Raw genomic sequence first — 12,808 nt, 5'->3', positions numbered from 1 at the left:
CCTTTGGCTAACGGGATATCCCATTTTAAAAACCTCTGCCGCCTCCGGGTGGTGGAGGTTTTTCTTTTTACTGTCGGTGCACTCATTTTTAATCTTTTAGTTGGTCAGGTACCCCTTTTTGGAAAACTGGAACTTTTAACCCAGGATTGGCGTTTTCAGTGGAGGCCTTACAATGAGTCTAAAATTAACTCGGACATTTTTCTGATCGGGATTGGGGATAAAGCCCTCAAAGAAATTGGCCGCTGGCCATGGCCGCGTGAAACTCATGGAAATCTTTTACAAGGACTTTTGCCTTATTCTCCCAATGCGATTGCGTTTGATATCCTGTTTTCTGAACCGGATTTGAGGAACTCTGAATCTGATGCAAGATTCATCCAGAAAATAGGCATTGGTAATAAAGTGATCCTGGCGGCTTCCATAGAAGATAATAATTTGCTTGTTCCCTTCGGAGTATTATCCCAGAAATGCGATTTAGGACTCGTGAGTATGCCCCGGGATCAGGACGGGGTAGTGCGCCGCATTCCTTTGATCATCAGTTTTGAAAATAAAATGTATCCATCCATGGCTTTAGAGATGGCTTGTCACCACTTTAGGGTCAGTTTTAAGGATTTGGAGATTTTTCCCGGAGATAAAATCCGTATCCCCCGGCCGGGAGCCGTGCCGGTAATCATCCCTATGGATGAAGCGAATAATATGATGATTAATTATCGCGGCAAACTAACCAATTTTTCGGGTGCGGGTTATCAACAGGTTATTTCTGCCATTGACGAGTCGGCAGGCGTACCCAATGAAGACTTGGCAGCTATTGTCACTGATAAAATGATTCTGATTGGCTTTACCGGTACGGGAATGGATATTTTGCCAGTACCCCTTGATCCGAATAGTCCAGGGGTTGTGGTGCATGCAAATGCATATTCTAATATCGTCTTGAACGATTTTTTAGTTCCGCTTGGGCCATCTGCCAGTGTGCTTTTATTCACGCTATTATTTGCAGGGGTATTTAGCACATCGACCTATCTCCCTACAAAATGGTCAGTAATTTCCGCTATTTTTATTACTGGACTCTATTGTGTTGTGGTGATTATATTTTTTGACTACTTCAATCGAGTTGTCCAAACAGCCGGCCCCCTTGTGATTTCTATTGGTATGGTTATCGGGATCACTTCACACCGGATGGTCAGTGAAGCCCGGGAGAAAGGCCGTCTAAAATCAACATTTAACCATTTCCTTTCCCGTAACATCTTGGAGGCTGTCCTCAAAGATCCCGAGTTATTAAAAATGGGTGGGGTTCGCCGTGAGCTAACCGTCCTTTTTGCCGATGTCAGAGGATTTACCACTCTGTGTGAATCATCCCCGCCGGAGATTGTGGTTCCTATTTTGAATGAGCTTTTAGACCGGTTAACACCTGTGATCTTTAAGTATGACGGGACCCTCGATAAGTATATGGGGGACGCGATTATGGCGTTTTGGGGAGCTCCGCAAGAACAAGAAGATCATGCCCTGCGGGCGGTCAAGACTGCCTTGGATATGCAACAGGAAATTGTCCGTCTGCATGAACTCTGGAAAGATAGGGGTATTCCCATGCTCACAATGGGAATTGGAATCAATACAGGCCCCATGGTCGTTGGTAATATGGGCTCTTCGGAAGTGGTTACTTATACGGTCATTGGTGACGCGGTGAATTTGAGTTCAAGGATTGAAACCTTGACCCGGCAATATGATGCCCAGATTCTTATTGGCGAAGAGACTTATCAGCAGGTCAAGGATCATGTCGAGACCGAATCCCTCGGCGAGGTGGCCGTAAAAGGTAAAAGCAAATTTATCCGGATTCACAAAGTCATTAAACTGAAATAAGCTATTGCTTAACCCTTTTATAATAGCTACAAATTCCAGTCTTTCTTAACGAAATGGAACTGTCTTGTGAAAGAAATTGGTGTTGGAATTATTGGTTTGGGAGTAGTCGGTCAGGGTGTCGTTAAACACTTGAACCGGAACGCTTCCCTATTGTCTGAAAGAATCAGCACCCGTTTGTCCGTTAAAAGGGTATTTGCTCGTAACCCAAAGAAAAAAAGGGCTGTGCAAATTGCTCCCGAACTCTGGGCAAAAAACTGGGAGTCGGTCATTAATGACCCTGCCGTGCAAATTGTCGTCGAGTTAATCGGAGGCACCACAACGGCCAAGGAGATAGTTTCCCAGGCACTGACCCAGGGTAAGATTGTCGTGACTGCAAACAAAGCCCTTTTGGCCGAGCACGGGAAGGAATTATTCGCCCTTTCCACAAAATACAAGGCCCCGCTTTTTTATGAGGCGAGTGTCGCCGGGGGGATCCCCATTATCAAGGCGTTGAATGAGGGATTGATTGCCAACCGGATCCAGAGCTTGCACGGGATCGTGAATGGCACCTGTAACTATATCCTTTCGAGCATGACCCAAAGCGGGGCGAGCTTTGATGCAGCCCTCGCGGAAGCTCAAAAGCTCGGGTTTGCCGAGGCTGATCCCACCCTTGATGTGGATGGCTGGGATGCCGCCCACAAGACTTGTATCTTGGCCTCCTTGGCCTATGGCTTTTGGGTGAATCCGAAACAAATGTATGTCGAGGGGATTCGTAAGGTCAGTGCCCAAGATATTTGTTATGCGCGCCAGCTCGGGTATGTGATTAAATTACTCGGGATCATCCGTGCCGATGGGAAAAATGATGTCGAGATCCGGGTGCATCCGACTTTGGTTCCAAAGGAACATGTCCTCGCCCAGGTGAATGGTGCTTTTAATGCCATTTGTGTGCGTGGGGATGTCGTCGGTGATACATTGTTTTATGGACGGGGGGCAGGTCAGGATCCCACGGCCAGTGCAGTAATCGGTGATATAGCCGAGGCCGCGACTAGTCTTGCGGGCAATAAACAAGTCCGTTCCTTTAGTGCCCACAAGCTTTACGGGAAGGTGAAAAAAATCGATGATATCGTCAGTCGTTATTATCTCCGGCTCAGTGTGCTTGATAAGCCCGGAGTCCTCGCGCAAGTTGCGCAGATTTTAAGTAAGAATAAAATCGGTATTTCCTCGGTGATCCAACCCGAGAGTGATGAGGAGGGTGAACATGTTCCCCTTGTCCTCTTGATCCACGACTCTACCGAACGCCATTTGCGCGACGCGCTCAAACAAATCGATAAACTCTCCACAGTCAAGGCTCCTACACGCCTGATTCGGATTGAAACCTTTGAATAAGTTATTCGCAATGACCCCACATTATACTGGATTAATCAACCGTTACCGCGACTTTCTCCCCGTCTCGGAGAAAACCCCTGTCATTACATTGCATGAGGGCAATACTCCTTTGATTCCGGTTGATCATTTTGTGAGTGCCATTGGCGGGGACTTTAAGCTTTATTTGAAATATGAAGGCCTCAATCCGACATGCTCTTTTAAGGATCGCGGAATGACGATGGCTATCTCGAAGGCGGCTGAAGATGGGGCCACGGTCGTCATTTGTGCCAGCACGGGGAATACCTCGGCTTCCGCCGCCGCTTATGCCGCCCGGGCCGGAATGAAAGCGGTTGTACTCTTGCCAGCGGGAAAAATCGCTTTGGGTAAACTCGCCCAAGCCATGATGTATGGGGCGAAAATTGTCTCGATCGAGGGGAATTTTGATGAAGCGTTGAATCTTGTCCGTGAAATCGGTGCCATGGGAGGCGTAGCGATCGTGAATTCAATCAACCCAGTCCGTATCGAAGGTCAAAAGACAGCATCCTTTGAAATTATTGATGATCTCGGGGAGGCTCCTGATTACCATTTCCTGCCCGTGGGTAATGCCGGCAATATCACCGCTTATTGGAAGGGTTTTAAAGAATACAAGGCCGCTGGAAAGTCAGGAAAATTGCCCCGCATGTGTGGTTGGCAAGCTGCCGGAGCAGCCCCGATTGTCTTGGGGCATATCGTTGAGCAGCCACAGACTGTGGCCACGGCGATCCGCATCGGGAACCCCGCCAGTTGGAAGGGAGCCTCAGATGCGGCTATCGAGTCCGGTGGTAAAATCGATCTGGTCACTGATGAAGAGATTTTATACGCATATAAACTCCTCGCCCGCACGGAAGGCATTTTTGTCGAGCCCGCTTGTGCAGCTCCCTTGGCGGGTTTGATTAAGACATTAAAAACCGATGCGCAATTTGCACGTGGGGCGGTCATTACTGCGACTATGACCGGACATGGCCTGAAAGATCCTGACTCGGCGATTGGGGCCAGCGAACGTCCCGTGACAGTTCCAGCAACAAAGGAAGCCGTTCTTAAAGTAATCGGATTATAAATTTATGGCATTGATTGTTCAAAAATACGGTGGGACGAGTGTCGGTAATCCTGAAAGGATCCGTAACGTGGCCGCCCGTGTAAAAAAGTGGCATGATGAGGGAAACAAAATCGTCGTTGTTGTTTCCGCAATGAGTGGAGTGACGGATTCTTTGATCAAGCTTGCCAGGGAAGTATCTGGCCAACCCAGTGAACGGGAGATGGACGTGCTTCTCGCGACGGGTGAACAAACCACCATTGCCTTGACTGCGATGGCCCTGCATTCAGCCGGTGTTAAAGCCACTTCCATGACAGGGGCACAGGCGGGGATTGTCACCGACGGGTTTCACAGCAAGGCTAAGATTCAAAATATTACCCCTAAAAAAGTCCATGCCCACTTGGATGCAGGTGAGGTCGTGATCGTGGCGGGATTCCAAGGGCAGAATAATGATGGTCATATTACCACATTGGGACGCGGCGGCTCTGATTTAACTGCCATTGCCTTGGCGGCAGCATTAAAAGCGGATTTATGCCAGATATACACCGATGTGGACGGGGTTTATACTTGTGACCCGAGAATTGTAAAGGGAGCCCAGAAGATTCATGAGATTTCCTATGATGAAATGCTGGAAATGGCGAGTCTTGGAAGCAAAGTGATGCAATCACGCTCGGTGGAGTTCGCGAAGAAATTCGGCGTTATTTTTGAGGTTCGCACCAGTATGGGGGATCAGGAAGGAACAATTGTTAAAGAGGAAACAAAAAATATGGAAGATGTCGTCATTCGTGGTGTGTCAGTGGATAAAAATCAAATCAAAGTGTCGGTGGAGAATCTCCCAGACGTTCCTGGAATCGCTGCCAAGCTTTTCCGCCAATTGTCTGATGCCAATATCAATGTCGATATGATCGTGCAGAATAACAGCCGTATCAGCGACAAGAGCACGGACCTGACCTTCACTGTGTCTAAAGAGGATGAGGCCCGCGCGACCAAGGCAATCGAGGCCTTTGTCTTAGAGCATAAAGTCGATTCTGCAGAAGTACGCCTCGGTCAAAAACACGAGGCGGCAAAAGTTTCCGTGGTCGGGGTGGGAATGCGTTCCCATTCCGGTGTAGCCGCGACAATGTTTGAGGCTCTGGCCCAAGAAAAAATCAATATTCAGCTGATCAGCACCTCGGAAATTAAAATCTCGGTCATTATCGACCTGAAAGACGCCGATCGCGCCGCGAATATCATCCATGATAAGTTTGGCCTGACAAAAAAATAGGGATTTTTTATTCCGTAGTTAAGATGGCCCTTATTTTTAAAGATCTACTTGATTGATGCCCGTAGCTTACGAGCCCCCGTACCGTAGATTTTCCGGAGGGCTCGGGAAAGTTGGAACTCATCTCCGTAACCAACTTGGGGGGCGATTTCCTTAAGGGGGAGATTCTGGCTAAGGAGGAGTTGGCGCGCGGTTTCTAACCTAATTTTGCGAACTTCCTCCATCGGAGTATACCCGGAGACTTTTTTATATTTCCGGATAAAGGCGAATTTACTGAGTTGTGCAACTTGTGCGAGGTCATCGACCGTCAAGTCACTGGAGAGCCTGTCACAAATAAAACTTCTAATTTTCTCAATCAGGGGATTCTCCCGGTTACCGCTGAGACGCTGTAACTCGACAATGATAGCTTCTAAAAAGGCAATTTGCGCGGCGCTACTGGCAGGATTATGGCAGAATTGTTCCTCCTGGATCCACCGGAGCAAATTGCTCACCCGGCGGTTACTGTCGTGGACGTGGGGAGGAATGCCCGAGAGGTTATAACTCCGGGGTATCCCCATAAAAAGGGTCTGGGGGGGATTACTCTTGTCTGCGAACTCATCATGGGAGACATTTGCATGGTAGAGCAATAAATCACCACTTTTTGCCAGGAATGTTTTTCCATGCATGATGACCTTTAACTGTCCCTTGAGGATCACGATAATCTCGTGATGCTTGTGTTTATGGGCCGGATACCTCCAGTCGGGGCTTGCATTCAAGTACCCGACTCCGAGAGGATAGACATTCTTCATCGATGAATGGTAGGGCAATTTATGACAAATCAAAGCAATTTGCGCTCTGGCGGTTTTCTGGAAGGGGTTCTTAATGAGATGAAAAGCAATCATTGCTTTGATTAACCCTAAACAAAAATCCATCCACTATGTCAAAAGTCAAAATCGGTTTCGTCGGCGTCGGATTCATGGGACAGCGCGCGCACCTTCAAAATTACGTCAACGTCCCCGACTGTGAAGTCGTCGCCATTTCCGAGCTTCGCCCTGAAATGGGTAAACTCGTCGCCGCCCGTTATGGAGTGCCAAAGGTCTATTTGACAGCAGAAGAAATGTTTGCTGCTGAAAAACTCGATGGGGTCGTCGCCTCCCAGCCTTTCCACTTCCACGGATCGATTATTCCGATGATTGCTAAACATAAACTTCCGGTTTTCACGGAAAAACCTATTTCTAACTCCATTGCCACCGGCGAAAAAATCTGCAAAGCCCTTCAGGAAACCGGAACTTGGCAGATGGTCGGCTATCATAAGCGGAACGACCCCGCGGTGGCGTATGCCATCAAACAAATTGCCGATTGGAAAACCTCTGGGGAAGTCGGTAAGATGAAGTACATCCGGGCTCTGATGCCTGCTGGGGATTGGGTTGGAAACGGAGCTAGAGGATTGATTTCCACTGACGAGAAGGTGCCGACCATTCTCGGTGATCCGAATCCGCCCGATATGGACGAGACTCTCAATAATGAATATCAAGGTTTCGTTAATTATTTCATCCACCAGGTCAATTTGATCGCCTATCTGCTTGGGGAACGTTATCGCGCGACGTATGCGGAAAAATCAGGAGTTCTCATGGCTGGCGAAAGTATCAGCGGGATTCCGATTGTTCTAGAGATGACTCCTTATTTCACGTCCATGGACTGGCAGGAGTCCTACCTTATCGGATTTGAAAAAGGTTATATCAAAATCGAACTCCCATGCCCGCTCGCTCACAATCGCCCTGGTCGTATCGAGATTTTCAAGGACGGTGTCGAGGGTGTTTCTCCGACCACAACGGTGCCGATGTTACCGTTTGATCACGCGATGTTCAAGCAGGCGGAAAACTTCGTCGCCGCAGTGGCGGGCAAAGCCAAACCAGCCTGCGACGCCGCCGAAGCCCTCGAAGACATCAAGGTCGCCCGCGAATACATCCGTCTGCGTTTTGGAAAATAATAGACCTGACAGTTATAGAGCCTGTGTTCCCCACGGGCTTAAAAATGTAAATAATTAATTTTTGCCCGTGGGGAACGTGGGCTTTGATTTTTTTAAAAGAGAGATTTTTATGGGACCATTACGTTGGAGAAAACAGTGGGTATCGGACGAACCCTTCGAAGCCGCCGGGGTGTTTGATGTCGATGGTGACGGTGTTCTTGACATTGTCAGCGGGGGATACTGGTACAAAGGACCGGATTTCCGGATCAAAAAACAAATTTATGAACCCAAACGTTACGGGGAATATTATGACGATTTTTCCTCCATTTCCCTTGATATTAATGGGGACGGTTATCTCGACTTTGTCTCCGGTGGATTCTGGAGCAAATCCATGCGCTGGTTTGAAAACCCTGGAAAAACGGATAAACCTTGGGCTATTCATGAATCCGAAGGGGAAATTAAGGGCCTAGAAACCACCCGTGCGTGGGATATCGATGGTGACGGCATCATCGAAATAGTTCCAAATTCCGTCGCTTCCCAGGAAATATTTATCTATAAACTTGTGACCGATAAAGACAGGAAAGGGACTGGCAAGTTCGAACGTATCGTCCTGCATACCTTAGCCGAGGGTGAGTCACAGGGACACGGTTTTGGTTGCGGTGACATAGCCGGTAACGGTCGCATGGATCTGCTTTTCTCTAAAGGCTGGCTGGAATGTCCTGCCAGTCCTTGGAAGGACAAATGGATATGGCACAATGATTGGCCCGACAAGATCAGCCCGGCTCTCAGTTGCCCGGCTATCATTGCCGACATCAACGGCGACGGCAAAGGCGAAATCATCGTGGGTAACGCCCACGGCTATGGGCTCGACTGGTGGGAACAAAAGATCGAGGGCGGCAAACGTACCTGGATCAAGCACCCGATTGATCCTTTTAATGCGCAGTTCCATGATCTCCAGTGGCTGGATATTGACGGCGACGGTAAACCAGAGCTCGTCACGGGAAAACGCCACCGTGCCCATTGCGGAGCAGAACCCGGAGAATGGGATGATTACGGGATTTATTACTATAAATGGACTGGTGAAGGATTTGCCAAACAGGTCATCACCTACGGTTCCCTCAATGAAGCCAAGGGATGTGGCATCTATTTTGAGGTTAAAGACCTTAATGGAGATGGGCTTCCGGAAATTATTGCCCCCGGAAAAGATGGTCTGTATATATTCTGGAACGAAGGCCCCAGCCCTCAGCCAACCCCTTGGTGCTAAGAAAATAATTAAACACAAATTACAGGAGAATTTAGTATGAGATACGGAGTAAACACGTTCCTTTTTGTTTCACCCTTCACCAATGATAGCGTGAAACTTTTCCCGAAGTTTAAAAAATGGGGTTTTGATTCTGTCGAAATCGCCATTGAAGATCCTTCCCATATCGATCCGGCCTTTATCAAAAAACACCTTGATAAAAACGGACTTGTCTGCGGATCAATTTGCGCGGCCATGGGACCCGACCGCGATTTTCGTGGGAATGCCCTACAACAAAAAACATCCATGAAATATATTACAGGGGTTATCGACCAGATGGCTGCCCTTGGATGTAAAACCTTTGCCGGTCCGATCTACTCCAGTGTCGGGCGTGCGGATGCGGTGGAGCCGACAGAATACAAGAAACAATGGGCCACAGTGGTTAAAAACCTCAAGCAACTAGCCAAATACGCTGAGAAAAAGAACGTGACCCTTTGTTTGGAGCCCCTCAACCGTTTCGAGACAGACTTCATCAATACCATTGACCAGGCCCTCGCCATGGTGAAAGCCGTTAATAGCAACGCCCTGAAGATCCACCTCGATACATTCCACATGAATATCGAGCAAAAAGACCTCGGCGCAGCGATCAAAAAAGCGGGCAAATTGCTCGGGCATTTCCATGCTTGTGGCAGTGACCGCGGGACTCCCGGTAATGATCATACGGATTGGAAACCAATTAAGACGGCATTAAAATCAATCGGTTACAAAGGTGATATCGTGATTGAATCATTCACAACCGATGTAAAGGTGATTGCCCGCGCTGCCGCGATCTGGCGCCGGATCGAGCCCACCCGCGATGAAATCGCAGTCAATGGACTTAAATTTCTGAAACAAGCGTTGAAATAATTCTTTCTCAGATAAATTAAAGAAATCGCTTTCCAAGGCGGTCCATCTCCAGGGCCGCCTTTTTTGTGAACATTGATATAGGATAAACACGCTCGATTTCCTCACGGCAGATTTGGCCCCATTGGCCAAATCGTCCAGGATGATTTTATCCGTGTGGGTATGGTCTGATGGAGATGGCTTTACAGGACATGGACCAGATTTTAGATCTTTGTCGTAAGAAATTAATGCCAAAGGGGATGATAATGATCCCTTCCATCTTGCTTGGATGGGTGCACCAAAAAAAGAGGAGAGATGTCCTATAACACTTGCAATTTTCCTGCCAGATCAAAATCTTTTTTGGTCAGGCCGCTCACATCATGTGTCGAAAGGGTGATCGTCACTTTATTCCAGCGGATATTGATATCGGGGTGGTGGAAGGCTTTTTCTGCAAGTATAGCCACCTGGGTGACAAAACCCATAGCCGCGATAAAATCCTCAAAAACAAAGGTTCTTGAAATTGAGGAGCCATTTAATTTCCAGCCGGGTATCTTTTCCAAGGCTTGCGCGGTTTTCTTTTTGGAGTAAACACTCATTTTTTGGAGAGATCGGGCTGGGTCTGTTGCTGGGCGGGCAAGCTCGAAATGACATCTTTAAGGTAGTCAGCTCGTTCTTTTGCTTCCTGCATTTTGGGGCGGGATACTGTATAATAACCACTGACCGACTCGGGTAAACGAAGTATTTGAATGGTTAATTCATAACCTTTCGCCGTTGTCAGGTGGAATTCACGAACGAGGCTGATATACCAATCGCGGAAAGCTTTTTCATGGCCGAAATGCCAGGAACCCAAGAATGGGCGGAGGAATTTCATTCGTTTGAGTGTGCTGAGCATCCAGTTTTTCGTATTAATCCTGAAATCGATGGAATGCCCGAAAAATTCATAGTGAGGTTTATTCAGATGGGTATAAGTGATTTTATCCCCGCGCTTTGGATCGATGGTATAACGTTGGCGATCACGCGCGAGTTTCTCTTCCGAGGTCAAAAGGTGGGCGACATAGAATTCATCCTTGATACACATGACCTTGGCGAGATTTTGGATGACAGCTTTTGTGGCCAGATAACCAAATTCTTTCGAGTCCTTTTGGTAAACCTGGGTCAGCATCGAAATATAAGTTTTGGCATAGTCCATATTCTGGAACTGGATACAGTCGTAAAGACGGATGGCCAAGTGGTAATGCCCGTCACTGTCGATCTGGATTTTCTGGACGGTTTCTTCGACGAGATCCCGGTAGCTTTGGGCAAGGGCCTGATTTTTGATGGCTAGAATACCCGCTTTTTCTTCGAGTATTTTCAGGTAATTGTTTGCAGGGGTGAATCCAAAAAGCTGGGGATCACAGACCATTTTACGGCCCAAGGCAAAGGCTTTAAGATTTGTCAGGGAAGCCCCGCCGGTCGTTTCGCGAATGGCCCACTCGATGCTCTCCACGCTCATCGGGAGGAGGCCCTTCTGGTAGGCGATGCCGATCATCATGATATTCACATAGAGTTTTGTGCCGAAGATCTTCTCGGCAAATTGCGAGACATTAAAACTGAAATAGGTGGAGGGCTTTGTATAGCGGCGGATGATTTTCTCCAAGGAGGATACATCAAAATCCTCACGGCCGAGAAGCGTCATAATGGTCGGTGTCTTCTCGGTATTAATGACCGCTGTGGTGTAGTCAGGTGAGGCGATCCGGGTATGGCCTTTAGGATCAAGGCTACGAGTGGCCTCCAGGATATCGATTCCGAGAAGGGCATCGGCTTTCCCATAAGAGGATATTTGGGATGAATGGTTTTGTCCGGGCTTCAGGAATGTCACGAGTGAATAAACCCCGCCATTACGGATGGCGAGACCATTTTTCTCGGCGAACATGACGTTAAAACCTTCCTTGTGCCCGGCACGGACAAGAATCGCTGTCGATGTGGCGATCCCCATCCCGCCGACTCCGGCGAGGAAAATTTTCCAAGAGTGTTTAAACTCAGAAAGGCGGGGCTCAGTAATGCCAGTGAGCTCGAAAGCATCCAAGGGATTGGGCGGCGCAGCTTTACGGAAAATGGTCACTTCCTCAAAAGAGGGGCAGACATGGAGCTTTGTACAGGCCGTATCCGCCACGCACCAGGAAAGGTCTGTCTGGATCTTGCGACCGTAGTCGGTATCGACAAAAATAAGTCCTGGACAACCTGTTGACTTCGTGCACTCCAGGCAGTTTTCACAAACATCAGGAGTGATATTGATGAATGTTTTGGATTCGAGAAAACCCTTGGCTTTAATCTCGGCACGTTCATCACGTAATTGTTTCCGGTGATAGGTGATCCCGCATTCCTTGTCGGCAATAATGACTTTGACCCCGTCTTTGAGGATGGTTTCTTCGAGAAGCTCACGGTAACTCTCGCGGTAGGCCGGGTTTGTCCTGACAATCGTAGAAGTATGGGCCTCGACCATGCCTTGGACGACTTTCTCGATGTCCTGGGCAAATGTCTCGCGTCCGAGTAAATCATAATCTACCGAGGGTGTCGGCTGGTGCCCGGTCATGGCGGTGGTTTTATTATCTAATATAATAAAGGTGATGTCTTGGCGGTTCTTGATGGCGTTTGTGATCGAGAGTTGTCCACTATGGAAAAAGGTTCCGTCGCCCATGAATACGACCTGCTTATTTTTGATAAAAGGATCGATACCTGCCCCGGTGCCGCCGCCTAATCCCATGCCCGAATAATTATGCATCAGGTCCTTGGTGGGCTCGAACATAAGCATGGTGTAACACCCGGTGTCCCCGTGGAAAACCAGATCCGTCGGGTCACGACGATGGTTTTTCCTCATGTAATCTTTGTCCATGAATGCTTTTTTGACATCCATCAGGACACTGGCCGAATCACGATGGGGGCAACCCGGGCAGAAAGTCGGGGTGCGGGCGATCGTATCGACTTCGTATTTCGAGGTGAAATCAATGAGGTTGAGCTCCCCGTCAATCATGTCTTGGTCGATTTGAATGCCGTGGCTCTGGGCAAATTGCTTGAGCAGGGGGGCGATTTTCTCCACGAGGATGGAGGGGTTTAACCCGAAAATACTCGGAATCCCTTCCAGTCCATTCGGGAATTCTTTTCCGAAAACTTGAATGGGTTTTTCGGAGCTATTTTTCTGGTTGCGACGGATAATGATCTGGGCGACTT

General features: G+C 48.2%; 10 protein-coding genes. 7 read left to right on the top strand and 3 right to left on the bottom strand.

Annotated elements, in window-relative coordinates; genetic code table 11:
* The first annotated feature begins 3 nt into the window (after positions 1-3).
* The 4 genes from SGI98_08505 (at position 4) to SGI98_08490 (ending at position 5,534) form a co-directional block, all read left to right on the top strand.
* The gene (locus SGI98_08505) at positions 4-1,854 is read left to right on the top strand and encodes an adenylate/guanylate cyclase domain-containing protein (GenBank protein ID MDZ4743440.1); all 1,851 of its coding nucleotides are present in this window, start codon (positions 4-6) and stop codon (positions 1,852-1,854) included.
* A gap of 66 nt (positions 1,855-1,920) precedes the next feature.
* Entirely contained in the window at positions 1,921-3,219 is a 1,299-nt protein-coding gene (locus SGI98_08500) for a homoserine dehydrogenase (GenBank protein MDZ4743439.1), read from the top strand.
* A gap of 10 nt (positions 3,220-3,229) precedes the next feature.
* A complete protein-coding gene (gene thrC, locus SGI98_08495; protein ID MDZ4743438.1) occupies positions 3,230-4,294 on the top strand; it encodes a threonine synthase in 1,065 nt (354 codons plus the stop codon).
* Between the two features lie 4 nt (positions 4,295-4,298).
* The gene (locus SGI98_08490; GenBank protein ID MDZ4743437.1) at positions 4,299-5,534 is read left to right on the top strand and encodes an aspartate kinase; all 1,236 of its coding nucleotides are present in this window, start codon (positions 4,299-4,301) and stop codon (positions 5,532-5,534) included.
* 44 nt (positions 5,535-5,578) lie between these two features.
* Here SGI98_08490 and SGI98_08485 read toward each other — a convergent pair whose 3' ends face one another.
* Entirely contained in the window at positions 5,579-6,412 is an 834-nt protein-coding gene (locus SGI98_08485) for an AraC family transcriptional regulator (protein ID MDZ4743436.1), read from the bottom strand.
* Positions 6,413-6,447: 35 nt separating this feature from the next.
* Between SGI98_08485 and SGI98_08480 the strand changes: the two genes are divergently transcribed.
* The 3 genes from SGI98_08480 to SGI98_08470 all read left to right on the top strand — a co-directional run bounded on the left by SGI98_08480 (position 6,448) and on the right by SGI98_08470 (position 9,625).
* A complete protein-coding gene (locus SGI98_08480; protein MDZ4743435.1) occupies positions 6,448-7,500 on the top strand; it encodes a Gfo/Idh/MocA family oxidoreductase in 1,053 nt (350 codons plus the stop codon).
* Positions 7,501-7,609: 109 nt separating this feature from the next.
* A complete protein-coding gene (locus SGI98_08475; protein ID MDZ4743434.1) occupies positions 7,610-8,743 on the top strand; it encodes a VCBS repeat-containing protein in 1,134 nt (377 codons plus the stop codon).
* Between the two features lie 36 nt (positions 8,744-8,779).
* Entirely contained in the window at positions 8,780-9,625 is an 846-nt protein-coding gene (locus tag SGI98_08470; protein MDZ4743433.1) for a sugar phosphate isomerase/epimerase family protein, read from the top strand.
* A gap of 296 nt (positions 9,626-9,921) precedes the next feature.
* Here the strand turns inward: SGI98_08470 and SGI98_08465 are convergent, their stop codons facing one another.
* Both SGI98_08465 and SGI98_08460 read right to left on the bottom strand, forming a co-directional pair.
* Positions 9,922-10,197 carry a 4a-hydroxytetrahydrobiopterin dehydratase gene (locus SGI98_08465; protein MDZ4743432.1) on the bottom strand — a complete coding sequence of 92 codons (276 nt, stop codon included), beginning with the start codon at positions 10,195-10,197 and terminating at the stop codon, positions 9,922-9,924.
* A partial coding sequence (locus SGI98_08460; GenBank protein MDZ4743431.1) for a DUF6537 domain-containing protein occupies positions 10,194-12,808 on the bottom strand: 2,615 nt, incomplete at its 5' end. The genes SGI98_08465 and SGI98_08460, both read right to left, overlap by 4 nt.

The sequence above is a fragment of the Verrucomicrobiota bacterium genome (assembly GCA_034440155.1).
Classification (GTDB): domain Bacteria; phylum Verrucomicrobiota; class Verrucomicrobiia; order JAWXBN01; family JAWXBN01; genus JAWXBN01.
The sequence above is the reverse complement of the archived record's forward strand: the minus strand, read 5'-3'. Positions and strand labels throughout refer to the sequence as shown.